The sequence below is a fragment of the Streptomyces sp. EDA2-14 genome (assembly GCF_054963755.1).
In genome coordinates, this window is sequence record NZ_JBUEGE010000005.1 from 21,852 (window position 1) to 46,687 (window position 24,836).

Below are 24,836 nucleotides of genomic sequence, written 5' to 3' on the forward strand. Positions count from 1 at the left end.
AGGAGACCGTGAGATGCAGCTGATCCCCTGTCCTTGGTGCGGCCCGCGCGAGGAGACCGAGTTCCACTACGGCGGCCAGGCCCACGTGGAGCACCCCGCCGATCCCCACGCGCTCGACGACGAACAGTGGGCGCAGTACGTGTTCTTCCGCGACAACCCCAAGGGACCGTTCGCCGAGCGGTGGGCGCACACGGCGGGCTGCCGCCGCTGGTTCAACGCCGTCCGCGACACGGTGAGTTACGAGTTCCTCAGCGTGCAGCGCCCCGGTCAGGAGGCCACCGCATGACCCACGCCGACTTCCGAGCCCCTGACGCGTACGGCCGCGTCGACCGCTCCGCCACGCTGGACTTCGTCTTCGACGGCGAGCGGTACACAGGGCACCCCGGCGAAACCCTCGCGTCCGCGCTCCTCGCGAACGGTGTGCACCGGGTGGCGACGAGCATCAAATACGGGCGCCCGCGCGGCATCCTGGCCGCCGGTGTCGAGGAGCCCAACGCGCTCGTGCAGATCGAGGCGCCGTTCCCCGAGCCGATGCTCACGGCCACCACCGTCGAGCTCTACGACGGCCTGGTCGCACGCGGTCTCGGCGGCCAGGGACGGCTCGCCGCCGAGCCCGACCCCGCCCGCTACGACGCCAAGCACCTGCACGCGGAGCTGCTGGTCGTCGGCGCGGGCCCGGCCGGTCTCGCGGCCGCGCTCGCCGCGGCCGACACGGGCATCCGGGTCGTCCTCGTCGACAGCGCGCCGGAACCGGGCGGCAGCCTGCTCGGCACGCGGGAGACCATCGACGGCCGCCCCGCGCAGGAGTGGGTGGACGCGGCGTCGCACCGGCTCGCGGCGGCGGAGAACGTGACCGTCCTGACCCGCACCACCGCCTTCGGCCACTACGACGACAACCTCGTCCTCGCTCTGGAGAAGCGCACCGACCACCTCGGCGCCGCCGCCCCGGCCCACGTGTCCCGTCAGCGGGTGTGGCGGATCCGGGCCCGGCAGGTCGTGCACGCGACCGGTGCCACCGAGCGGCCGATCGCCTTCGACGACAACGACCGTCCCGGCATCATGCTCGCCTCGGCGGCCCGCACCTACCTCCACCGCTACGGCGTCCTCGTCGGCCGCCGCGCCGCCGTCTTCACGACGAACGACTCGGCGTACGACACGGTGCTCGAACTGGCCGACGCCGGGGTCGAGTTCGCGGCCGTGGTCGATGCCCGGAACACGGTGCCGGAGCGGCTGACGCGGGCCTGCGCCGAGCGCGGCATCCCCGTGCACACCGGGCACGTCGTCACCGGCACCAGCGGCGTCGGGCGGATCTCCCGGGTGCACATCGCCGACCGCTCGAAGGACGACGCCCGGCGGCACGGCGTCGACTGCGACGTACTGCTCGTCTCCGGCGGCTGGAACCCGGCCGTCGCCCTGTTCAGCCAGGCGCGCGGCAAGCTGCGCCACGACGCGGCGCTCGCCACGTTCGTGCCGTCCGGGGCGCTGCCGACCGTACGGACGGCGGGCGCGGCGACCGGTCTGCGCACGCTCGGCGAGTGTCTGGGCGCGGGCATCGCCGCGACGGCCACCGCGCTGGAGGCGCTCGGGGTCCCGTCCGTGCCGGTCGGCGTCCCCGCGGCCGCTACGGAACTCCCCTCCCCTCCGCTGGAGTTGTGGCGCGTCCCCAGCCCGCAGGAGGGACCCGACGGTGCGGCGCAATTCGTGGACCTGCAACGCGACGCGCTCGCCAGTGATGTCTTCCGGGCGACCCGCGCCGGGCTCCGCTCCGTCGAGCACGTCAAGCGGTACACGACCATCGGCACCGCGCACGACCAGGGCCGTACCTCCGGGATCCTCACCTCGGGGATCGTCGCCGAGGCGCTCGGCACCGACATCGCCGACCTCGGCACCACCAGCTTCAGGCCGCCGGTGCAGCCCATCGCGTTCGCCGCGTTCGCGGGCCGCAACCGGGGCGAGCTGTTCGACCCGGTGCGGGTGACGGCGCTGCACGCCTGGCACGAGCGGCACGGCGCCCTGTTCGAGGACGTCGGCCAGTGGAAGCGGCCGTGGTACTACCCGCTGCCCGGCGAGACCATGGACGACGCGGTACAACGCGAGTGCCGCGCGGCACGCAACGGCGTGGCCATGATGGACGGCTCGACGCTCGGCAAGATCAGTGTGCAGGGCCCCGACGCCGGCGAGTTCCTCAACCGGCTCTACACGAACATGATGGCCACGCTGAAGCCCGGCCGGATCCGCTACGGCGTGATGTGCGGCGTCGACGGCATGACGCTCGACGACGGCACCGTCATCCGCGTCTCGGACGACGAGTTCCTCGTCACGACCACCACGGGCAACGCCGCCAAGGTCCTCGAATGGATGGAGGAGTGGCTCCAGACCGAGTGGCCCGACCTGCGCGTCCACCTCACCTCCGTCACCGAGCAGTGGGCGACGATCCCGCTGGTCGGCCCGCGCTCCCGCGAAGTCCTCGCGGCGGTCGTGGACGACGACCTCGACGTCTCCAACGAGGCCTTCCCGTTCATGAGCTGGCGCGACACGCGGATCGCCGGCGTCGACGCCCGCGTGTGCCGGATCAGCTTCTCCGGGGAACTCGCCTACGAGGTCAACGTCCCGGCCTGGTACGCCACCGCGGTCTGGCAGGCGCTGTACGACGCCGGGCAGCCGCTCGGCCTCACCCCGTACGGCACCGAGACCATGCACGTGCTCCGCGCCGAGAAGGCGTACCCGATCATCGGGCAGGACACCGACGGCACGGTCACCCCGCAGGACCTCGGCATGAACTGGGTGATCTCCAAGAAGAAGCCCGACTTCGTCGGCAAGCGCTCCTTCGCCCGGCCGGAGAACCGGCGCGAGGACCGCAAGCAACTGGTCGCGCTGCTGCCCACGGACGAGCGCACCCTGCTGCCGGAGGGCGCGCAGATCATCGCTACCGAGGCCGTCCCCGCGCCGCCGGTCCCGATGCTCGGCCACGTCACCTCCAGCTACCGCAGCGACGCCCTCCACCGCACCTTCGCCCTCGCGCTCGTGCGTTCCGGCGCCGCCCGCGTCGGCGAGACCCTCTACGTCCCGCTCGACGGCGCCACCGTGCCCGTGACCGTCGCCGAACCCGTCCTCTTCGACAAGGAGGGAGCCCGCCGTGACGGCTGACACCCACACCCCCGCCCGCATCAGCCCGCTCGCCGACTGGGACCCGCGGCTCCCGTCCGGGCTCGACGCCCACGAGATCCCGTTCCTGACCCAGCTCACCCTGCGGGTGACGCCCGGCAGCGCGGCAGCCCGAAGCGTGGAGTCGTACCTGGGGCACGCGCTGCCGGGCCCCGGCCGCGCGCACCTGGACACGGAGGTCGAGGCGTTGTGGCTCGGCCCCGACGAATGGCTCCTGGTGGCCCCGGCGGGCCGGGGCGACGAACTCGTCACCGGTCTGCGCGCCGCGATCGGCGACGCGTTCGCCACGGTGACCGACACGTCGGCGCAGCGCACCGTGCTCGCGCTGGCGGGGGCGCTGGTGCCCGACGTCCTGGCGCAGGGCTGCGCCCTCGACCTCGACCCGCGCACCACCGGAACCGGCGCCTGCCACACGACGCTGCTCGCGCAGGCGGGGGTGACGCTCGTGGTCCGCGAGGCGGGGCCACGGAACGTGTGGCTGCTGGTCCGGTCGTCCTTCGCCGGATACGTCGGCGCGTGGCTCGCGGACGCCTGCACCGAGTACGTGGGGACGGCCGCGTGAGCGCGGCCGCGCAGGGCAGCCGGTACATCCTGACGCTCACCTGCCCGGACCGCCCCGGCATCGTGCACGCCGTCACGTCCTTCCTGGTCGGTGAGGGCTGTGACATCACCGAGCATCAGCAGTTCGACGACACCGACAACGGCGTCGTGTTCCTGCGCACCAGTTTCACCGCACCCGGCGAGGCCGGGCCCGCCCGGCTTGAAGAGCGCTTCGCGGCGACGGCCGAGGCGTACGCGATGGACTGGCGGCTGCGGGACGCGGCGGCCAGGCCGCGGCTTCTGGTCATGGTGTCGAAGTTCGACCACTGCCTCGCCGACCTGCTGTACCGGTGGCGCAGCGGCACCCTCGACGGGGACATCGCCCTCGTCGTGTCCAACCACCCCGATCTGCGCGCGCAGGTGGAGCAGGCGGGGGTGGAGTTCCTCCACGTGCCGGTCCACCGGGCCACCAAGCCGGAGGCCGAGGCCCGGCTGCTGCGCCTGGTGGAGGAGACTTCCGTCGATCTGGTGGTGCTCGCCCGGTACATGCAGATCCTCTCGGACGACCTGTGCAAGGCGCTGGAGGGGCGGGCGATCAACATCCACCACTCGTTCCTGCCGAGCTTCGCCGGCGCCAAACCGTACCACCAGGCCCACGCGCGGGGCGTCAAGCTGGTCGGGGCGACCGCGCACTACGTCACGGCGGACCTGGACGAGGGGCCGATCATCGAGCAGGAGGTGATCCGCGTGGACCATCGGCAGAGCGCGCGGGAACTCGTCCTCGTGGGACGCGAGGCCGAACGCCTCGCGCTGGCCCGCGCGGTCAACTGGCACTGCCAGAACCGCGTCCTGCTGCACGGGAACCGCACGGTCGTGTTCAGCTGAGCGCGGCGGGCACGACCTCCACCGTCAGGTGCTTCATCAGCGGCTGGTCGCTCTGCGGGCTGTAGTCGCCCAGCGCGCACAGGGAGTTCAGCTCGGGCATGTAGCCGACGGCGCAGCCGGGCGGCACGTCGTACGTGAGGGCGCGGTAGCCGCGCACCGAGCGGCGCGTGCCGTCCTTGGCGATGCTGGTGATGTCCACCAGGTCCATGTCGGACAGGCCGCGCTCGCGCATGTCGGCATCGTTCAGGAAGACGAGGGTGCGCAGGTTGCGCACACCGCGGTAGCGGTCGTCGGACGAGTAGATGGTGGTGTTCCACTGGTCGTGGGAGCGGACCGTGGCGAGGGTGAGCAGGCCCGCTCCGGGGTTCGGGTTGGGCAGTGGTGCGAAGCTGAACTCGGCGAGCCCGGAAGGGGTGTTGAAGACGCGCTCGCGGGCGGGCTGGCGCAGCCGGAAGCCGTGCGGTCCGCGGACCCGGCGGTTGAAGTCCTCGAACCCGTCGAGGGCGTGCTCCATGGTGTCGCGGATCCGGTCGTAGTCCTCGACGTACGACTCCCAGGGGGTGGCCGAGCCGGGGAGCGTGGCGCGGGCCATCGCGGCGATGATCGCGGGTTCGGAGAGCAGGTGCCGGGAGGCGGGGCGCTTCATGCCGCGCGAGAGGTGCACCATGCTCATCGAGTCCTCGACGGACACCGCCTGCGCGCCGGCCTTCTGCGCGTCCTTCTCGGTGCGGCCGAGGCAGGGCAGGATGAGGGCGCGGCGGCCGTGGACGAGGTGCGAGCGGTTCAGCTTCGTCGACACCTGCACGGTCAATTCGCATTTCCGCAGGGCCTGTTCGCTGAACTCGGTGTCGGGTGCGGCCCGTACGAAATTGCCGCCCATGCCGACGAAGACGGTGGCCTCGCCGCTCGCCATGGCCGCGAGCGAGTGCACGGTGTCGAGGCCGGGCTCGCGCGGCGGGTCGATGCCGCACGCCGCGGCGAGTCGGTCGAGGAAGGCGGCCTTGGGCTGGTGGTCGATGCCGCAGGTGCGGTTGCCCTGGACGTTGCTGTGGCCGCGGATGGGGCAGGGGCCCGCGCCCTCGCGGCCGATGTTGCCGCGCAGGAGAAGGACGTTGACGATCTCACGGACCGTGTCGACGCCGTGTTCCTGCTGGGTGATGCCGAGGCACCAGCTGATGACCGTACGGGCCGAGGCGAGGTAGACGTCGCCGGCCGCGCGGATCTGGCCCTCCGGCAGTCCGCTCGCCGCGGTCAGGTCCTCCCAGGGGGTGGCCGCGCACAGGTCGCGGTAGGCCTCGAAGCCCTCGGTGTGCCGGGCGAGGAACTCCTCGTCGATCGTTTTCGGGTCCTTCTCGGCCCGCTCCAGGACGTGCTTGGCGATGCCGCGGAGCAGGGCGAGGTCGCCGCCGATGCGGGGCTGAAGGTTCATGGTCCCGGTGGGGGTGGACCTGAAGGTGGCCATCGCGGCGAACTCGTGCGGCACGATGGTGCGCCCGGCCGCGGCCTCCACGAGCGGGTTGACGTGCACGATCTGCGCGCCGCGGCGGTGGGCCTCGGCGAGTGTGGTGATCATGCGGGGGACGTTGGAGGCGGCGTTCACGCCCATCACGAAGAGGGCGTCGGCCTGGTCGAGGTCGTTGAGGTCGACGGTGCCCTTGCCCGTGCCGAGCGCGGCGGTCAGGGCGCGGCCGCTGGCCTCGTGGCACATGTTGGAACAGTCGGGCAGGTTGTTCGTGCCGTACTCGCGGGCGAAGAGCTGGTAGAGGAACGTCGCCTCGTTGCTGAGCCGGCCCGAGGTGTAGAAGAGCGCCCGGTGGGGCGAGTCGAGTCCGCGCAGGGTCTCGCCGATGAGGGCGAAGGCCTCGGCCCAGGACACGGGCACGTAGTGGTCGGTCTCCGGGTCGTACGAGAGCGGTCCGACGAGGCGCCCCTGGTCCTCCAGGTCGTAGTCGGGCCAGGTGGACAGCTCGGTCACGGTGTGCGCGGCGAAGAACTCCTTGCCCGCGCGCTTGGGTGTCATCTCCCAGGTGGCGTGCTTGATGCCGTTCTCGCACAGGTCGAGCTTGAGGCCGTGCAGGTCGTCGGGCCAGGCGCAGCCCGGACAGTCGTAGCCGCCGTCCTCGTGGTTCATGACGGTCATCAGTCGGACGCTGTTGACCGGCTCCTTGGCCCTGGCGAGTACCTTGCCGACGGATTTCGCGGCGCCCCAGCCCGCGGTGGGGTGGTGGTAGGGGCTGCGCTCCGGCTCGCCGCGCGTGGGCCCGTAGCCGCCCGCGGGCGTGCCGCTCTGCCTGTCCGCTTCGGAGCTCATCGTGGTAGGAACCCTTCGCTCTCCCACCCCCTGCGCCATGCCTGTGTTCCGAAGGTACGTGGCTACGCCCCGGTCCGCTCGGTGGGCGCGGCCTCCTTCCGCCGCGGGACGAAGAAGAGCGCGCCCATGGACAGCACGCAGCAGCCCAGGATGTAGAGGCTGATGCCGGTGCTGGATCCGGTGTCCTCCAGGATGGCGGCGGCGATCAGCGGAGCGGGGCCTCCGGCGATGACCGAGGCGAGCTGGTAGCCGAGCCCCGCACCGCTGTAGCGGACGTTCGCGCCGAAGCCCTCCGCGATGAGCGCGGCCTGGGGCCCGTACTGCATGTCGTGGAAGATCAGGGACAGCACGATGGCGAGCAGCACGAGCCCCGGTGTCCTGGTGTTGAGCAGGGCGAAGTACGGGAACGCGAACGCGCCCACACAGACAATGCCGATGCCGTACACCAGACGCCGCCCGTACCGGTCGGAGAGATGCCCGAACACGGGGATGGTGAGCAGGCCGATCGCGGCGGCGACGAGGGTGTCGTCGAGGAGGTCGTCGCGGGCGAGCCCGAGGTGGGAGGTCCCGTACGTGAGAACAAAGGTGATGAAGAGGTAGAACGGCGCCTGCTCGGAGAGCCGGACGAACGCGGCGGCGATCACCTCGCGCCACTGGTGGCGCAGCACGTCCCACAACGGCATGCGGACGACGGCCTCTTCGCGTTTCACGGCGGTGAAGTCGGGGCTCTCCAGGACCTTCAGCCGTACGTACAGTCCGATGGCGACGAGCACGCCGCTGGCGAGGAACGGAACACGCCAGCCCCAGCTCTCGAAGCCGTCGCCGGAGGCCGAGCTCAGCCACTTGACCATGCCGGTCGAGATGAGCAGCCCGAGCGGCACCCCCATCTGCGGCCAACTCGCCATCAGCCCACGCCGCTTCTTCGACCCCCACTCCATGGACAGCAGCACGGAGCCGCCCCACTCGCCGCCCACTCCGATGCCCTGGAAGACCCGCAGGACGACAAGGAGGATCGGCGCGGCGAGCCCGATGGAGGAGTACGTGGGCAGACTGCCGATGAGGACGGTGGAGACGCCCATGAGGAGCAGCGTGATGACGAGCGTGGACTTGCGACCTGCCCGGTCGCCGAAGTGCCCGAAGACGGCGGCGCCGATGGGCCGGGCGGCGAAGCCCACGAACTGCGTGGCGAACGACGCGAGCACGCCCGTGTACTCGGACTGGCCGGGGAAGAACAGATGCGGGAAGACGAGCGCCGCGGCCGTGCCGTAGAGAAAGAAGTCGTACCACTCGATGGCGGTACCGACGGTACTGGCGACGACCGCCCGATTCCGGTGCCCACGCTCGACACCCTGCCGCCCCGCCTCTACCCCTGCGCTGCGCGTCTTCACGGCGACTCCCTGCCCTGCCATCGGTCGAGCCACGGTGCACGGGACCAAAACCTCCGCGAGAGTGCTCCCTGGTCGAGTCCATGTCAAGGAATCGCGCAGTGTTCAACTAGCGGGCGAGGGGCCGTCCCGCCGCGGACGCGCGGTGCACCGAGGCGCCCACCGTGGCCGATCCCGCGGCCACGGAGCCGAGCGCCCCGAGAAGACACCGTCCGACCGGACGCCTCCCGGTCGTCACGAAGCCTGGGCGCGGCTGGCGTCCTGGGCGTGTTCGGCGCGGGCGGTTTCGAGGAGGCGGCGCCAGGATGTGACGGTGGGGCGGCGGCGCAGCAGGGCGCGCCGTTCGCGCTCCGTGGCGCCGCCCCAGACGCCGTACTCGATGCGCTCGTCCAGGGCGTGCGCCAGGCACTCGGTCCTGACCTCACATGTGTCGCAGAACCGCTTGGCGTGGGACTGCGCCGCGCCTTCCACGAACAGGTCCTCCGGGTCCGTGGTCCGGCATTCCGCCTTCTCCCACCACGAGTTGAAGATGTCCGTCACTCTCCGCTCCTTGCTCCTGGCAAATTCGGTCTGTCACAGGTGCGATTGGTGACCGTACGCCATAGATCCTCAACAGGCAGCCCATGACCAGGAGTTGAACGGGGAGTCACCGGCCGTGAGGGGCCTGTCGGTCGAGCCGGTCGAGCGCGGCGACGAGCCTGCGGACCGCCTCGTCCACCGTAGAGCGCGGACAGCCGAGGTTCACTCTCATGTAGCCGTGGCCCTCGGCGCCGAACTTCGGGCCCCGGTCCAGCCACAGGCGGGCCCCGGTCAGCATGAACCGGTCCAGCGCCTCGACGTCCATACCGAGGCCCCGGCAGTCCATCCACGCCAGGTAGAGCGCGTCCGCGGGCAGGACGCGGAGCTTCGAGGTCGCGCCGTGGACCGCCTTCGCGAAGTGCTCGTGGTTGCCGCGCAGATAGCCGAGCAGTTCCTCCAGCCAGGGCTCGCCGTGCGTGTACGCCGCCTCCGCCGCGACCATTCCGAGCACGTTGACGACCGGGAACAGATTGCGCTCGTACTGGCGGGCGAAGTCCGCGCGCAGCCGTCGGTCGGGGACGATGATGTTCGCGCACTGGAGTCCGGGGAGGTTGAACGTCTTGCTGGGCGCCGTGCACGTGATGCTGGCGCCGGCGAACTCAGGGCCGAGCGAGGCGAACGGGATGTGCGTCCGCGCCGGATTGACGATCAGGTCCTGGTGGACCTCGTCGGAGACGACCAGGACGCCGTGCCGGGCGCAGATCTCCCCCATGGTGCGCAGTTCGCCCTCGGTCCAGACATTGCCGGTGGGGTTGTGGGGGTGGCTGAGGATGAACAGCTTGGTGTCGGGGCGGATGGCGGCTTCGAAGGTGCGGGCGTCGAAGCGGTAGCCGTCGTCGGTGCGTTCCAGCGGCGCGTACGCGAGGTGGCGGCCGTTGAGGCGTACGTCCTCGTGGAAGTGCACGTAGACGGGTGGCTGGATCAGGACGGAGTCCCCGGGTGCGGAGAAGGCCTGGACGATCGTCTTGAGCGAGGTGATGACGCCCGCCGTCGGCACCACCCAGTCGCGCGAGATCTCCCAGCCGAACCGCCGGGCCTGCCAGTCGTGCACGGCGTCGAGGTAGCTGTCGGTCGCACCGCCCGGATAGCCGAGGACTCCGTGGTCGACGGCATCGTGCAGCGCGTCGAGGACCGCCTGCGGGGCCCTGAAGTCCGTGTCGGCGACCCACATCGGCAAGGGCTGCGCCGCGGCCTCGTCGGGGGCGAGCAGCGAGTCGGCGAAGGTCCACTTCATGGAGTTCGAGCGCGTGCGGTCGACGACCGTGTCGAAGGGCGAAGCGGTCGTCGGTGGGGTCGGCGCAGGCGGGGCGGGTTCGAGCGGAGCGGTTTCAGGTGCTGCGTCTGATGTCGTCTCTCGTCGGGCCATGACTGGATGCTAGATCCGGTCCGTCAGCTCCTCCGCGTAGACCTGCGACAGCGGCTGGGGCCCCACGTACTGCTGGCAGTTGCACTGGCCCGCCTCGTACTGGACGGGCTTCTTGTTCTCGTCCCAGGCCGTGGGCACCTCGACGCGCTCGTGGCAGCGGCCCGTCTTGTCGTGCTTGGCCAGGTGGTGGGTGCAGCCGCAGACCGGCTCCGGCGGTTTGTTCGCGGCCTCCACCGCGAGCCGCGCCTGCTTGGCGGCCTCCAGCCGCTCCAGCCTCCGCTCGTGCCGATTGCGCAGGGCGCCGCGGGCGGTGTCCGCCACCCACGCGAAGGCCCCCGTCCAGAACAAGATGAGGACCACCCAGATCCAGTTCATCTACCGCCCCTTCCCCCCGGATGGCAACGCGGTGACCTACAGGATAGGCGTCGCGCCGGGGCTGTGCCCCCTCTCGACGCGCCTGCCCCTCAGCCCTGCGGAGCGGCCTCCGGCTCCGGCAGCGGCTCCCCGGTCTCCAGGAGGGTCTTGAGGCTCGACAGCAGGGCCGGCCAGCCGTCGCCGATCATGGTGCGGACGGTGCTCTCGGGGGCGAAGCCGTCGTGGACCACCGTCAGCTTCACGGTCTCCCCCGCCGGCTCCAGGTCGAAGGAGACCTTGGAGCGGCTCTCGCGGGCGATGCGCTGCCGCAGTTCCTCGTCCACACCGACGGACCGCGCCCACGCGGGCGTGAACGTGTGCCAGGTGTACGCGAGCCGGCGCGGCGGCTCGGCCTCGAGGACGACCTGCTCCGGGTCCTCGGTACGGCCGCCGCCCTCCAGCCACGCCATGGTCGAACCGGGCTTCCAGTCGGTCTCGAACTCCACGCCCCAGTAGCGGCGGGTGAACGCGGGCGAGGTGAGTGCCTCCCACAGCCGCTCGGGCGTGGTGCGGATGTAGCTGGTGTGGACGAAGGGCTCCACGGCGACGGGAGCGCCGGAGCCGCTGGGGCTGGTGTTGCTCATGGGGGATTCCTCTTCCAGTGCGGTGCGGAGGTCGTCGAGGGCGGCGGCGCGATGCCGGTCGTAGCGGCTGAGCCAGCGGTCGGCGACGGCGTTCAGGGGCGCGGCGTCGAGGTAGTGCAGCTTCTCGCGGCCCCGGCGCACGGCCGTGACAAGGCCCGCGGCCTCCAGGACGGCGAGGTGCTTGCTGACCGACTGGCGCGCCATGTCCAGCTCGCCGCACAGCTCGCCCAGCGTCTGGCCGCCCCGTTCGTTGAGGCTGTCGAGCAGCCGGCGGCGTCCGGGGTCGGCGAGCGCCTTGAATATCGCGTCCACGGTTGTGGGCCCTCCTCCGGCCGAGCCGTTGACCGACCCTCTGACCGATCGACCGGTTCGATTTACCGGTTCGATTTAAACGGTTCGACATGCAGCCAATCGGCTGCACATTTGACGATAGGCAGCCTCCCGGCTGCATGTCAATCGCAAGTCGAACCTCGCTCCCCGTCCTGACCGCTCCCTCGCGGAGGCGGGCCCGTGACCGGTATGCAGGACCGGGACATGTTCGGCGCGGATCGTACGGAGAGGCAGGAGGAACCGGTCTTGGCCATGGACTCCCTCAGCGCGGAAACCCTCAACCACGAGAGCTGGACCGCCTACGGGCGACGGCAGCTCGACGCCGGGGTCGTGGGAGGCGTGCCCGAGCGGATGAGTTGGGGGCCCTGGGAAGGCGTCGGACCCGGAGCCGAGGTGCTCGGCGGTGAGCTGCGCGGGAAGCGGGTGCTCGACGTCGGATCCGGTGGCGGGCGGCACGCCGTGCTCCTCGCGCGCACGAGCGGCGCGCAGGTCACCGCGGTCGACGTGTCACCCACCCAGCACGAGCGGGCGATCGAGGCGCACGGCGGAGAGCCGGGGGTCCGGTTCCTGTGCGGCGATGTCGTCGACCACTTGAGGGACATGGGTGACGGCGAGCCGTACGACGCCGCCTACGCCGTCGGCAGCCTCGCGTTCGCCGATCCGCACCGGACGTTGGCCGCGTTGCGCGGGGGTCTGCGGGTGGGGGCGCCTCTCGTGTTCGCGGCGCTGCACACCGATCTGCACGGCCGTGGCCCGTCCACGACCCTGGAGCCACGGGAGCAGTCGATCCGGCTCCGTGGCGAGCCGCCGCTTCCCGTGCGGATGTGGGTGCTGTCGCCCCAGCTGTGGGAGGACGTGCTGGCCGAGCACGGTTTCCGTGTCGAGGCGATCGACCTCCTCCGCGCCCCGGAGGCCGGGGCCGACGACCCGGTCGTGCACCAGCTCGTCCGGGCCCGCCGCGTCGCGGACGACTCCCGGCGCGTCAGCAGCAGGCCGCGCACCGACAAGCCACCCGTGCCGCACGCCACCGTGGGCGTGGGCGCCCTCCTCGTACGCGGCGGCGAGCACGTACTCCTGGGCCGGCACCGGCACGGAACGTGGGAGCTGCCCGGCGGACATGTCGAGGCGGGCGAGTCCTTCGAGGAGACCGTGGTCAGGGAACTCGCAGAGGAGACGGGGCTACGGGCCCGGCCCGAGGACGTGGAGCTCATCGGTACCCTCGTCGGTCGCGCGGGCGACGTGGTCCGCGTGACCGTGGGGGCGCTCGTCACGGCGTGGGAGGGCGAGCCTCGCACCCTGCCCGAGGAGAGTGTCGGGGACTGGCGTTGGTGTGCGCTCCAGCAGTTGCCGCAGGAGTTGTTCGAGTGCAGCGCGCAGATCCTGACGGCATGGCGTCCGGAGCTGCCCATCGATCACTCCCCCGCGCACTTCACCCCGTTCGCGGACGGCAGGGGGTGGCGGCGCCGGGAACTCTGAGCGGGCGGGGCCGGTTGTCCTGGTCATGGAGTTCGGGTGCTGCCGTGGCGCCCCGGTACCCGGCACGGGCAGGTGTCGGCGACCGGGTTCGAGCAGTTGCACGGCGCGCTGTCCCCGGGCAAGCAGCACGAGCTGAAGGAGCGGCAGTCGGCCCTGGTCATTCCGGACAGCGAGGACGAAGGGGCGCCGCCGAACAGGACGACGGTGAATCTGGACGGCGGCACAGCGGTCGTCCGGCTCCCGGGCACGGCCCGACAGCGCAGCTCCGCGGGGGCGTCCCGCCTGCTCCCACCCGGCGCTCCCCTTACGCGGCCTTCACGATCTCGCCACGCACCGCCGCGGCCCAGGCCGCGACCAGCACCTCGTACTCACGACGCTGTTCTGCGCTCAACCGCCCGCCGGAGCACAGCATGAGGGCGCGGATCTGCTCGTTGAGTTCATCGGCAGACCGCGAGGCACCGGGCTCGGGCGTGGGGATCATGTGAAGAGACTAGTGGCTGCCACTGACATCGGACACGCGATTTCCACCGTGCCGGACGTGTGGTGGCACACACTCACCCCGTTTCACCCCCGTCCCCGACGCGCGGGGGCCGGCCGCCGCACCGGCAACCGGCCCCCGCGCCTCTCGTGTCACGCCCCGGCGACCAGCTCCAGGCCCTCCGCCACGACCCGGCCGTCGTGCAGGACCGTGCGGTCCTTACCGCGGTCCATGACCGCGCTGGACGGAGTCTCGCCGTCGACCAGGACGAGGTCCGCGCGGTCGCCCACCGCGAGGCCCGGACGGTCGGTGACGCCGGCGAGGCGCGGCACGTCGTGGCTCATGATCGAGGCGCCGCCCATGGTGGCGACCGCCAGGGACATCTCGATGTGGTCGTCGCGGCGGAAGTTGTTGGTGAAGGCCAACTGCCACGTGCGGTCGAGGAGGTCGCAGTTGCCGTAGGGGCTCCAGTAGTCACGCTGCCCGTCCTCGCCGAGGCCGACGCGGACGCCCGCCTCGGTGAGCGCGACGAGGGAGAGCTGGTTGCGGGCGGCGGGGGCGACGGTCGCCATGGCGATGTCCAGTTCCGCGAACTCGTCGATGAGGCGGCGGCTGGTGGACTCGTTCACCGAGCCGAGTTCGTAGGCGTGCGACATCGTCACCTTGCCCTGCATGCCGAGGGCGCGGACCCGCTCCAGGATCAGGTCGGTGGAGAAGACGCCGAGTTCGCCCGGCTCGTGCAGGTGGATGTCGACCTCGACCTGGTACTTCTCGGCGAGCCCGAAGACGACGTCGAGGTGGCCCTTGGGGTCGCGGTCGAGGGTGCAGGGGTCGATGCCGCCCATCACGTCGGCGCCGGCCTTGAGCGAGGCCTCCAGGTAGTCCTCGGTTCCCGGCTCGAGCAGGATGCCGGCCTGCGGGAACGTCATGATCTGGACGTCGGCGAGGTGCCCGAACCTCTCCTTGGCCGCGACGACGGCCTCGAACTTCTCCAGCTTGCAGTCCACGTCGACCTGCGCGTACGACCGCACACGCGTCGTGCCGCGCGCGATCATGCGCTCCAGGGTGCCGGCGACCCGCTCGTTCAGCGGGACTTCGGCGTCGCGCCAGTTCTCGCGGTCGTTCATCGTCATCCGCCACACGCCGGGGCCGCCGGTGTGCGGACGGAACGGCAGGCCGATGCGGGTGGAGTCCAGGTGGACGTGCACGTCGCTGAAGGAGGGGAAGAGGAGCCGGCCGCGGCCCTCGACGACGTCCCCGACGGGTTCGGCCTGCGGGTCGTGCGGGCGGATCGCGGCGATGCGGGCGCCGTCGAGCTGTACGTCACTGCGCTCGCCGCCCCAGGGGCGGACGTCACGGATGAGCATGTGGTGCGACTTCCTTCTGTTCGGTAGTGAAGCTTGATGTGAAGTGCGGTGGGAAGTGCGGTGTGAAGTGCGGTGGGAAGTGTGGTGTGAGGTGGTGTCGGTGGTGCGTCGTCAGGTCAGTGCGCCGCGAGGACCCGGTCCGCGAAGTGGCACGCGGGCTCCCCGGCGGCCGCCACCGGTGGTGTCTCGCCCGAGCACCGCGCCTGTTCGGCCCCGTCGAGGGTGGGGCGCAGCGGGCAGCGGGTGCGGAACACGCAGCCCGAGGGCGGGTCGGCGGGCGTGGGCAGGTCTCCGGTGAGCCGGATCCTCCGGCCCCGGTCCGCTTCCGGGTCCGGCTGCGGAACGGCGGAGAGCAGGGCGCGGGTGTAGGGGTGGCGGGGGTCGTCGAAGACCTGCCGCGTCCGTCCGCTCTCCATGATCTTTCCCAAGTACATCACGGCGACCCGCTCCGCGAAGTGCCGCACGACGGAGAGGTCGTGGGCGATGAAGACGTAGGAGACACCGGTGTCTGCCTGGATGTCCTGGAGGAGGTTCACCACCTGCGCCTGCACGGAGACGTCGAGGGCCGAGACCGGTTCGTCGCAGATGATGAGGCGGGGTTCGAGGGCGAGGGCGCGGGCGATGCCGACGCGCTGCTTCTGGCCGCCGGAGAACTCGTGCGGGAACCGGTTGTAGTGGTCGGGGCGCAGGCCGACGCGGTCCATCAGCTCGCGCACCCGGGTCTTGACGCCGCCGGGCGGGTCGATGCCCTGGGCGTGCAGCGGGGCCGCGATGGCGGAGCCGACGGACTGGCGGGGGTTGAGGGAGGAGGACGGGTTCTGGAACACCATCTGGACCTGGCGCCGGTACTCCTGGGCCTCGGACCGGTTCATGGTGGTGATGTCGCGGCCGTCGAGGCGGATCGTGCCCGAGGTGGGGTCGAGGAGCCGCATCAGCAGCTTTCCGGTGGTGGACTTTCCGCAGCCGGACTCGCCGACGAGGCCGAGGGTCTGTCCTGCGCCGACGGAGAAGCCGACGCCGTCGACGGCCTTGACGGGCGCGCCGCCGCGGCCGAAGAGCCCGCCCTTTCCGGGGAAGTGCTTGGTCAGTCCTTCTGCCTCGAGCAGCGGTGTCTCAGCAGATGTCTCGGCAGATGTCTCGGCGGACGTGGATGTCATCGCGCGGCCTCCCCGGCGGTGGCAAGGTTCTCCTGGTGGCACCGGGAGGGATGGTCGGCGGCTCCGCCGGTCACGAACGCGGGCCGCTCGCCGTGGCACAGCCCGTCCGGTACGAGGTGGGTCTGCGGGCAGCGGTCGGCGAACAGGCAACCGGCGGGCAGCGCGGTGAGCGCGGGCGGGAATCCGGGGATGGGCCGCAGCCGTTCGCCGTCGTCGCCGAGCGTCGGCATGGAGGCGAGCAGCCCCTGCGTGTACGGGTGGCGCGGGTCGCGGAACAGCTCACGTACGCTGCCGCGCTCCACGCACTGTCCGCCGTACATGACGGCGACGTGGTGGCAGACCTCGGCGACGACACCGAGATCGTGGGTGACCATGACGACGGCGGTGCCGGTCTCCTGCTGGAGTTCGCCGAGCAGGTCGAGGATCTGCGCCTGGACGGTGACGTCGAGGGCGGTGGTCGGCTCGTCGGCGATGAGGAGTTCGGGTTCGCAGACGAGGGCCATGGCGATCATCGCGCGCTGCCGCATCCCGCCGGAGAACTCGTGCGGGTGGGCGCGGGCGCGCCGCTTCGGGTCGGGGATGCCGACGCGGCCCAGCATGTCGACGGCGACGGCGAGCGCGGCCCGCTTGGACACCTTGTTGTGCACCCGGTAGGCCTCGGCGATCTGGTCGCCGACGGTGTGGAAGGGGTGCATCGCGGAGAGCGGGTCCTGGAAGATCATGGCGATCTTCTTGCCGCGCCAGGCCCGCATCCGGTCCTCGGTCAGGGTGTTGAGGTCCGTGCCGTCGAGCAGGATCTCGCCGCTGACCCGGGCGCGGGTCTCCTTGAGCAGGCCCATCAGGGCTTGGCTGGTGACGGTCTTGCCGGATCCTGACTCGCCGACGATGCCGACGGTCTCGCCCTTGGCGAGGGTGAGGTCCATGCCGTTGACGGCGTGCACGAGTCCGTCGTCGGTGGGGAACGCGACGTGCAGATCTCTGATCCGCAGCAGGGGTTCGTCGGGGGAACGGTTCATCAGGCGGCCCTCACTCGCGGGTCGATGACGGCGTAGACGGCGTCGACGACGACGTTGGCGATGATGATGAAGAAGGCGGCGAGCAGCGTGATCGCCATGGTCACGGGCAGATCGCCGGCCTGGGCGGCGCGGACGGCGGTGAAGCCGATGCCGGGCACGGAGAAGATCTGCTCGGTGAGGACGGCGCCGCCGAGCAGCAGGCCGATGTCGAGGCCGAGCATGGTGACGACGGGGGTGAGTCCCGCGCGGGCGCCGTGCCGGACGACCATGGCCGCCTTGGACAGGCCCTTGGAGCGGGCGGTGCGCATGAAGTCCTCGCCGAAGGTCTCCAGCATGGAGCTGCGGGTGACGCGGATGTACTGGGCGCTGAACAGCACGGCCAACGCGACCCACGGCAGCAGGTAGTTGAGGAACCAGCCGTCGAACCCGGCAGGTCCGAAGGGTGAGGTGATGGCGTTGGTGGTGAACGGCAGCACGTCGAAGGTCGAGACGAAGACCAGCAGCAGGAGCAGTCCGGTGACCGGGATCGGCAGCGAGACACCGATGGACGCGGCGCCGACGATCAGCTTGTCGGTGAACTTGTTCTTGCGCAGCGCGGCGAGCGTGCCGAGGGTGACTCCGGCGACGGTCCACAGCACGATGGCGCCGACGGCGACGGACACGGTGTACGGCAGCGCGCGCTCCAGGACGGCGGCGACGTTCTCGTTCGTCTGGAAGGACTTGCCGAGGCAGGGCCACTGGCAGAGCGACTCGGCGCCGGGCACGCCGATCATCCGGCCGTGGAACAGGCCCGACATGTAGTTCACGTACTGGGTGAGGAACGGCTTGTCCATGCCGAGCGCGACCCGTGCCTCGGCGACGCGTTCGGGGGTGCACTCCTGGCCGCAGGCGGCGGCCGCCGGATCGGCGGGGCCGAACTGGAAGAGCGTGAAGGTGACGAAGCTGATGACGACGAGCAGGACGACGGTGGCGCCGAGCCGCCGGGTCAGAAAGACGAGCACGTCAGGTCACCCCTTCCCCGGGTGCGATGCGACGGAGACCGTCGACAGGTCGATGCCGCCGAAGAAGTAGCCGACCTGCGCGCCCCGGACGTCGGAGCCGACGACGCTGCGCGTGACGTTCCTGATCAACGGGACGAGCGGATAGTCCTGCATGGCGCGGTCGAAGAGCTTGGACCACTTGCGGCCCAGTTCCTCGCTCGTGCCGTTCTCACCGCGAAGCGCGTACATGGCCTGTGCGATCTCCGGGTCGTGGTAGCGGGGGATGTTGGAGAAGCCGAAGGTCTTGCCGTCGACGCTCGGGCCCAGGTTGGGGTCGATGGTGGTGCGCACCGAGGCGCTGTCGGCGCCGCCGCACCAGCCGCTGCGGGCGAGGTCCGGCATCGCCTTGCCGGCGAGGGTCGTGAAGTAGTTCGCCGCGGGGATGGGGCGCAGTTCGAGTTCGATGCCGAGCTGCCGCAGGTTCTCCTGGAGCGAGGTGCCCATGTTCTTGTAGCGGGGTGTGGCGTCCGCGTAGCCGTAGATCAGCTTCTTCGGGTACGACCGCCCCTTGAGCAGCTTCTTCGCCTCCGCGAGGCGGGGCTGGCCGGTGGGGTCGAGGTCGGTGTGCTGCTTCACGTAGCCGCGCTGCTGGGCGTTGATGTACGACTGGGTGAGCTTGCCGAAGCGGGCGCCACCGTACTGGAGTTGGATGGCCTTGCGGTCGATGGCGAGGGCGAGGGCCTTGCGGACGACCGGATCCTTGATGGTCTCGGTGTTGAAGTCGAGGACGTCGGTGCAGCCGATGATCCCGGAGGCGGTGCGCCGGGCGACGCTCGGCTGGTCGAGCTTGGCCGCGTCCGAGGCCTGGAGTCCGCCCGCGCTGTCGAGGGTGACGGCCGTGGGGTCGGAGTCGGCGATGAGCTGCTGGCTGATGGTGGACTGCGCGGTGGAGAGACTGAAGCTGAAGGTGTCCGGCAGGGCGCTGCGGTTCGGGTCGGTGTCCGGGTCCCAGTGCTTGTTGCGGACGAGCTTCATGGCGCGGCCGCGCTCGTACGACGCGATCCTGTACGGGCCCGTGGACACCGGGTGGTTCGTGTAGTCGAGCTTGGTGTCCTCGGCGCGCGGCACGGGCGCGGTGTTGGAGCGGGAGACCAGGGCCGGGAACTCGGCGAAGGGCTGCTTCAGCTTGAAGACGACGGTGCGGTCGTCGGGTGTCTCGATACCCTTGAAGTCACCGGCTGCTCCCTTGGCGTACGGGCCCTTGTAGCCGTCGTCGGACAGGGCAGCGTTGAGTTCCTGCGGCGCCTGCGTGTAGACGTCGCGGGCGTAGGTGCGCTCGACGCCGTACTTGACGTCCTTGGCGGTGATCGGCTTGCCGTCCTCGAACTTCAGCCCCTTCTTCAGGGTGTAGGTCCAGGTCAGCCCGTCCTTGGAGACCTTCCCGAGGTCGGTGGCGAGGTCGGGGACGATCTTCGGTGGCTTGCCGGCCTCTTCCTTCGCCATGGTGAGCGTGCGGTAGTAGAGCTGTCCGACGTTGGCGGTCTGCACGTAGTTGCTGTTGCCGGGGTCGAGGGTCTGGAAGTCGGTGGACATCAGGACGTTGACGTTGCCGCCCCTGGTCGTGTCGCCTTCGCCGACCTTGACCGGGTCGAAGGCGTCCTCGGGGGCGCGGGAGCCCGAGCCCGGTGCGGGCTTGGGGGCGCCGCAGGCGGTGAGTGTCATCCCGGTGGCCACCGTCAGGGCGAGCACCGCCACGGTGCGTCGATTCACTGCTGCTCCATGAAGGGTCGGGGTCCGGCGGGGTCAGCCACGGGAGGACTTGGGGTCGAGGGCGTCGCGGACGGCGTCGCCGAGCAGGTTGAAGGCGAGCACCGTGATCACCAGGGCGCCCGCGGGTACGGCGAGGAACCAGGGGTCGGTCAGATACCAGTTGCCCTGCTGGGCGGCGTTGAGCATCTGGCCCCAGGACGGGGTGGGGTCCTTGACGCCGACGCCGAGGAACGAGAGGGCGGCCTCGGCCGTGATGTTGGTGGGGATCATCATCGTGGCGTAGACGAGGACGACGCCCATCACATTGGGCACGATCTGCTTGAGGATGATCGAGCGGTGCGAGGCGCCATACGCGCGGGCGGCCTCGACGAACTCCTGCTCCCTGATGGACAGCACCTGCCCGCGCACGACGCGGGCGAGATAGGCCCAGCCGAAGAAGCCGAGGATGATCACCAGTGAGGCGATCGGCAGCAGACTGCCGTTGCCGAGCGCCGTGTCACCGAGCCGGGACTGCAGGATCGGCGTCAGGGAGAGCACGAGCAGCAGGTGCGGGAAGGCGAGGAACAGGTCCATGACCCGGCTGATCGCCATGTCGACCTTGCCGCCGAAGTAGCCGGCGGCGGCGCCGAGCACGGTGCCGAGGACGACGGAGACGGCGGTCGCGAGCAGCGCGATGACGAGGGAGACCCTGGCGCCGTGTGCCATGCGGGCGAAGATGTCCCGGCCGAGGCCCGGTTCGAGGCCGAGCCAGTGCTCGCCGGAGGGGTAGCGGTAGTACGGCAGCGGCAGGCCCGGCGTGCCGTAGTCGTCCAGGACGTCGGGGCTGGTGCTCGTGGTGTAGGCGTCCTGGCCCTCGATCGTGGTGAGCAGCGGGGCGAGCACCGCGAACAGGATCATCAGCACCACCACGGCGAGCGCGGCGAGGGCGATCCGGCTGCGGCGGATGCGCAGCCAGGCGGTGCCGATCAGGGAGCGGGCGGCGACCACGGGCGGGCCCGAAGTCTCCGTCTCCGTGGTGGAGTTGGCCGCTTCGTCGCCGTCGGCGCCGGAGGGCGGCCGGGCGGGCAGCACTGGGGAATCCGTCACGTCGCAGGGTCCATTCGGCGCAAGGGGGAAGGTTGGCCGGGACGGTATACCAACTCCGGCGGGCAGCGATAGGGGTATCCGGATTTTGGTATACCGGCACCGCCAAGTAAGCCTCACGGTGGGATATTTAGGTACATCCGTACACCTCCCAGCCCGCCCCGCCCCACGCCACAGACCCCCTCTTCCCCTCCCGGTATACCAACTCGTACGATCGGCGGCGTCCACACCGGCCGAGAGCAGGCCCGAGCACAGGAGGCACCTATGCGCACCCGCTGGCGCGCCCGACACGTCCTCGCCCACCAGGACGGCGGCCACGCGCTGCTGCGGGACGGCGAAGTGGTGTGGCAGGACGACACCGTGATCTACGTCGGGCCGCGGTACGAGGGCGAGGTCGACGAGGAGCGGGACCTGGGCGATTCCCTGGTGCTGCCGGGGCTCATCGACCTCGACGCGCTCACCGACGTGGACCACCTCGTCCTCGACTCCTGGGCCGGGCCCGAGCGCGGCAAGGGACTGCAGTGGTCGCTCGACTACTTCACCCACCGCCGTCACGACGTGTTCACCCCGCAGGAGCGGGCCACCATCCGCGAGTACGCGCTGGCTCAGCTCGCCCTGCACGGCATCACCACCTTCATGCCGATCGCCTCGGAGGTGCACAGCCGCTGGGCCGAGCCCTACGACGAACTGGTCGACATGGCGCACACCGCGCGCCGCATCGGCCTGCGCGGCTACCTCGGCCCGGCCTACCGCTCCGGCGTCAACGTGGTCCTGCCCGACGGCACCCGCGACGTGGCCTTCGACGAGGAGGAGGGCCGCGCGGGCCTGCGCGACGCGATCCGCTTCCTGGACCACATCGACGGCCTGAACGACCCCCTGCTGACCGGCGTCCTGCTCCCCTGCCGCATCGAGACCCTCACCGAGGAACTGCTCGGCGAGACGGCCCGGATCGGGCGCGAGCGCGGGGCCCTGATCCGGCTGCACGCGCTCCAGGGCCTGGCCGAGCGCGAGATCGTCCAGCGTCGGCACGGCGGACTGACGCCGCTCGAACTCCTTCACAAGCACGGCCTGTTGAACCCGAATCTGCTCATCCCGCACACGGTGCTGCTCGACCGCCACCCGGCTGTCCACGGCGAGGACCGCGGCGATCTGGCGCTGCTCGCCCGCAGTGGTGTCTCGGTGATCCACTGCCCGCAGACGTCCCTGCGCTACAGCGAGATGCTGCACTCGTTCCGCGCCTACCGCGAGGCCGGTGTCAATCTGTGCCTGGGCACCGACTCCTTCCCGCCGGACCTGATCCGCGGCATGGACGTCGGCGTGCACCTGGCGAAGATCGCCTCGGGCCGCTCGGACGCAGCGCCCGCCGAGCACTACGTGGAGGCGGCCACGCTGGGCGGCGCCCGCGCCCTCGGCCGCGAGGACCTGGGCCGGATCGCCGTCGGCGCGAAGGCCGATCTGGTCGCCTTCTCCCTCGACGACATCCGCGACGGGGTCATGGACGACCCGGTCCGCACGTTCCTGCTCAACGGCACGGCGCGGCAGGCCACGGACTCGGTCGTCGCGGGCGACCCGGTCCTCGTCGACGGCGCGCTGCCCGGCACGGACCTACCGCAACTGGCCCGCGACGCACAGGCGTTGTTCGAGAAGATGCGCGCGGCGTACAGCGAACGCGACACCGAGCGCCGGGCCACCGATGTGCTCTTCCCGCCGACGTTCCCCGCGTTCCACGCCCCCGCCGCCGGTACGACCGAGAGCGGGACGCCCGCGTGACACTCACGGCAGAGGGCGCCGGAGCAGGCACCGGGACCGCCTCGCAGGTGGAGCGCACCGAGGAGCTGATCCGGGCCGGCATCCACTCCGGCGCGTACCCGCCGGACTCGCGGCTCCGGGAGCGCGAGGTGGCGGAGGCGCTCGGCGTCTCGCGGGTTCCGGTCCGCGAGGCGCTGATGCGGCTCGCCGCCGAGGGGCTCGTCGAGCTGGAGCCGCGCCGCGGTGCGCGCGTGCGCCGCCTGACCCTGCGGGACGTCGAGGAACTCTTCGATCTGCGGCTGAGCCTGGAGGTGTTCGCGGCGCGCCGGGCGGCTGAGATCGTCGCGGACGGCGGCAGCGACGAGAGCCTGCGCACGGTGATGGAGGAGGCCGAGGCGGCGACCCGCAGCGCGGACCCGGCCGGGATCGCCGCCGCGAACACGGCCTTCCACGCGGAGCTGATCGGCATGACGGGCAACCGGCTGCTCCAGTCCTCGTTCCAGCGTTCGCTGGGCCTGATGCACTGGCTGTTCCGGCTCACCGCCACCGAGCACGGCGCGGAGCGGCACCGCGCCGAGCACGACCAGCTCCGCCGGGCGATCGGCGAGGGCCGTCCCCGGCTCGCCGAGGCGCTCGCGTACGCCCACATCGAGGTCCGAAGGGAGCCGGTGCTGCGGACGTTGGCGCGGGTGCTGCCCGCGGAGTAGCCCCGTACGCGCCCCTATCTACCGACCCGACCCACCGTTAGCATGTTCGAACTGCAATGATCACCCAGAACAGTGCACTTGCCCGCAGCCCGAACCTAACCACCAAGTCGGACAATTGAAGACCACACCACCTCCCATATCCCTGCCGCGTCAGCGGGACGCCGAGACCCGGACGCCAGGCTGGCGCCGGCCGCGCACCCTGCTGTGGATCGCGGTCGGCATCGTGACGCTCGCATTCCACATCGGCCTGGAGTTCGTGGCGCGCCGCTACGGGCAGCCGGGGCCGATCACCGTAGAGGCCCGGGAGCTGATCTTCGCGCCGCGCTCGGGCCCGCTGCTCTACGCCGGTCTGGCCCTCACCATGGTGGTGCTCACCTGGCGGCAGCGACTGATCGCGGCATGCGCGGCGATCGCCGTCGACATCGTTTTCCTGCTCGTGCGGCTGATCGCCGGCGCCGACCTGAACTTCGGCAACGGCGCGCTGTGGGTGATCCTCGGCGTCGCGGGCCTCGGTCTCGCGCGCCGTACGGGCCGGGAGAGATCGCTCCTGCTGAAGGGCTCCGGGCTCGGACTGCTGCTGGTCTTCGGCCACAAGACGGGCGACACCTGGCTCCTCATCACGTCGAAGACCCGCCCGATGGTCCTCGACCAGTACGTGGCCGCCGCCGACCACGCCCTCGCCAACCCCTCGTGGCTGGTCGGCCGGCTCGTCGAGGCCACCTCTCCGTTCAGCAGCGTCTTCCTCCATCTCGTCTACGGTCAACTGCCCCTGGCCGCAGCCCTCGTCGGCCTCTACCAGCTGCGGCACGTGGCGGCGGAGCGCCGCTTCCCGGCCCACCACCTGGTGCGCACCTTCCTGGCCATCGGTCTGCTCGGCCCGGCCATCTACATGATCTTCCCGGTCGTCGGACCGCTCTACGCCTTCGGCGCGGACGGCGGCAACTGGGCGGTCGCCAACGTCTGGCCGGACGCCCTCCCCACGATCGGTGTCCCGCACCCCTTCCCGTTCGACGAGATCACCCCGCGCAACTGCATGCCCAGCCTGCACACCGCGTGGGCCATCTCGCTGTTCATCCACACCCGCGAGGGCTCCCGCGCCATGCGCTGGGCGGGCACCTTCTGGCTCGTCGGAACGCTCACCGCGACCCTGGGCTTCGGCTACCACTACGGCGTGGACCTGCTCGCCGGCACCGTGTTCGCGCTCTCCATCGAGGCCGCGATGCGCGCCTTCGCCCGCGGCTGGGACCGCCAGGCCACGCTGATGGTCGGCTACGGGACGGCCGTCCTCACCCTGCTGCTGGTGTCCTACCGCTACCTGCCGACGCACATGGCCGCTCACCCCTGGGCGTTCGGCCCGCTGCTCCTGGTGCTGACGGGTTCCGTGGTCATGCTCTACGTACGGACGACGCGGGAGTGGCATCCGCGGGCCGCTCCCCCGCCGCCGCCCCAGCCGAAGGCCGGCACGGCGGACCCGCAACCGGAGCTCGCCTAGCG

The 24,836-nt window shown here is 71.0% G+C and carries 19 protein-coding genes and 2 pseudogenes; 8 read left to right on the forward strand and 13 right to left on the reverse strand.

Annotated features, from left to right (window positions below; genetic code table 11):
- Positions 1–13 precede the first annotated feature (13 nt).
- The 3 genes and pseudogenes from ACY34M_RS15620 to purU all read left to right on the forward strand — a co-directional run bounded on the left by ACY34M_RS15620 (position 14) and on the right by purU (position 4,590).
- A pseudogene (locus ACY34M_RS15620) lies at positions 14–3,147 on the forward strand (sarcosine oxidase subunit delta family protein).
- Positions 3,137–3,727 carry a sarcosine oxidase subunit gamma gene (locus ACY34M_RS15625; RefSeq protein WP_462717176.1) on the forward strand — a complete coding sequence of 197 codons (591 nt, stop codon included), beginning with the start codon at positions 3,137–3,139 and terminating at the stop codon, positions 3,725–3,727. Before ACY34M_RS15620 ends, ACY34M_RS15625 begins: the two are co-directional and overlap by 11 nt.
- Entirely contained in the window at positions 3,724–4,590 is an 867-nt protein-coding gene (gene purU, locus ACY34M_RS15630; RefSeq protein WP_462717175.1) for a formyltetrahydrofolate deformylase, read from the forward strand. The genes ACY34M_RS15625 and purU overlap by 4 nt, the downstream gene beginning before the upstream one ends.
- On the opposite strand, the gene ACY34M_RS15635 is transcribed toward purU, so the two are convergent.
- From ACY34M_RS15635 to ACY34M_RS15660, 6 genes are all read right to left on the reverse strand, one after another.
- Complete coding sequence (locus tag ACY34M_RS15635; protein ID WP_462717174.1) at positions 4,583–6,901, reverse strand: FdhF/YdeP family oxidoreductase; 2,319 nt, start codon at positions 6,899–6,901, stop codon at positions 4,583–4,585. The two genes, purU and ACY34M_RS15635, sit on opposite strands and share 8 nt — an antisense overlap.
- A gap of 62 nt (positions 6,902–6,963) precedes the next feature.
- The gene (locus ACY34M_RS15640) at positions 6,964–8,289 is read right to left on the reverse strand and encodes an MFS transporter (protein ID WP_462717173.1); all 1,326 of its coding nucleotides are present in this window, start codon (positions 8,287–8,289) and stop codon (positions 6,964–6,966) included.
- A 231-nt stretch (positions 8,290–8,520) separates the two neighbouring features.
- Positions 8,521–8,817 (reverse strand): WhiB family transcriptional regulator, encoded by a 297-nt coding sequence (locus tag ACY34M_RS15645; protein ID WP_462717214.1) that lies wholly within the window; start codon positions 8,815–8,817, stop codon positions 8,521–8,523.
- A gap of 115 nt (positions 8,818–8,932) precedes the next feature.
- Positions 8,933–10,231, reverse strand: coding sequence for a MalY/PatB family protein (locus tag ACY34M_RS15650; protein ID WP_462717172.1), 1,299 nt, complete (start codon positions 10,229–10,231; stop codon positions 8,933–8,935).
- A gap of 9 nt (positions 10,232–10,240) precedes the next feature.
- On the reverse strand, positions 10,241–10,606 hold the full coding sequence (locus ACY34M_RS15655; RefSeq protein ID WP_462717171.1) for a hypothetical protein: 366 nt from the start codon (positions 10,604–10,606) through the stop codon (positions 10,241–10,243).
- Between the two features lie 89 nt (positions 10,607–10,695).
- A complete protein-coding gene (locus ACY34M_RS15660) occupies positions 10,696–11,541 on the reverse strand; it encodes an ArsR/SmtB family transcription factor (protein WP_462717170.1) in 846 nt (281 codons plus the stop codon).
- 270 nt (positions 11,542–11,811) lie between these two features.
- Between ACY34M_RS15660 and ACY34M_RS15665 the strand changes: the two genes are divergently transcribed.
- Positions 11,812–13,035, forward strand: a complete 1,224-nt coding sequence (locus ACY34M_RS15665) for a bifunctional class I SAM-dependent methyltransferase/NUDIX hydrolase (protein WP_462717213.1) — start codon at positions 11,812–11,814, stop codon at positions 13,033–13,035.
- A 39-nt stretch (positions 13,036–13,074) separates the two neighbouring features.
- Positions 13,075–13,278: pseudogene (locus ACY34M_RS15670) on the forward strand (DUF6191 domain-containing protein); the annotation flags it as partial.
- A 61-nt stretch (positions 13,279–13,339) separates the two neighbouring features.
- On the opposite strand, the gene ACY34M_RS15675 reads toward ACY34M_RS15670, so the two are convergent.
- The 7 genes from ACY34M_RS15675 to ACY34M_RS15705 form a co-directional block, all read right to left on the reverse strand.
- Positions 13,340–13,516: a hypothetical protein gene (locus ACY34M_RS15675; RefSeq protein WP_462717169.1), complete on the reverse strand. Its 177-nt coding sequence runs from the start codon at positions 13,514–13,516 to the stop codon at positions 13,340–13,342.
- 149 nt (positions 13,517–13,665) lie between these two features.
- On the reverse strand, positions 13,666–14,880 hold the full coding sequence (locus tag ACY34M_RS15680) for an amidohydrolase (RefSeq protein ID WP_462717168.1): 1,215 nt from the start codon (positions 14,878–14,880) through the stop codon (positions 13,666–13,668).
- A 116-nt stretch (positions 14,881–14,996) separates the two neighbouring features.
- A complete protein-coding gene (locus tag ACY34M_RS15685) occupies positions 14,997–16,037 on the reverse strand; it encodes an ABC transporter ATP-binding protein (RefSeq protein ID WP_462717167.1) in 1,041 nt (346 codons plus the stop codon).
- Positions 16,034–17,053 (reverse strand): ABC transporter ATP-binding protein, encoded by a 1,020-nt coding sequence (locus ACY34M_RS15690; protein ID WP_462717166.1) that lies wholly within the window; start codon positions 17,051–17,053, stop codon positions 16,034–16,036. The genes ACY34M_RS15685 and ACY34M_RS15690 overlap by 4 nt, the downstream gene beginning before the upstream one ends.
- On the reverse strand, positions 17,053–18,054 hold the full coding sequence (locus ACY34M_RS15695) for an ABC transporter permease (RefSeq protein ID WP_462717165.1): 1,002 nt from the start codon (positions 18,052–18,054) through the stop codon (positions 17,053–17,055). The genes ACY34M_RS15690 and ACY34M_RS15695 overlap by 1 nt, the downstream gene beginning before the upstream one ends.
- Positions 18,055–18,060: 6 nt before the next feature.
- Entirely contained in the window at positions 18,061–19,803 is a 1,743-nt protein-coding gene (locus ACY34M_RS15700) for an ABC transporter substrate-binding protein (protein WP_462717164.1), read from the reverse strand.
- A gap of 33 nt (positions 19,804–19,836) precedes the next feature.
- Positions 19,837–20,874, reverse strand: a complete 1,038-nt coding sequence (locus ACY34M_RS15705) for an ABC transporter permease (protein WP_462717212.1) — start codon at positions 20,872–20,874, stop codon at positions 19,837–19,839.
- Between the two features lie 276 nt (positions 20,875–21,150).
- Here ACY34M_RS15705 and ACY34M_RS15710 point away from each other — a divergent pair, with 276 nt between their 5' ends.
- The 3 genes from ACY34M_RS15710 (at position 21,151) to ACY34M_RS15720 (ending at position 24,834) form a co-directional block, all read left to right on the forward strand.
- Positions 21,151–22,656, forward strand: a complete 1,506-nt coding sequence (locus tag ACY34M_RS15710) for a chlorohydrolase family protein (protein WP_462717163.1) — start codon at positions 21,151–21,153, stop codon at positions 22,654–22,656.
- Positions 22,653–23,342 carry a GntR family transcriptional regulator gene (locus tag ACY34M_RS15715; protein ID WP_462717162.1) on the forward strand — a complete coding sequence of 230 codons (690 nt, stop codon included), beginning with the start codon at positions 22,653–22,655 and terminating at the stop codon, positions 23,340–23,342. The genes ACY34M_RS15710 and ACY34M_RS15715 overlap by 4 nt, the downstream gene beginning before the upstream one ends.
- A 115-nt stretch (positions 23,343–23,457) precedes the next feature.
- On the forward strand, positions 23,458–24,834 hold the full coding sequence (locus ACY34M_RS15720; RefSeq protein ID WP_462717161.1) for a phosphatase PAP2 family protein: 1,377 nt from the start codon (positions 23,458–23,460) through the stop codon (positions 24,832–24,834).
- Positions 24,835–24,836 lie beyond the last annotated feature (2 nt).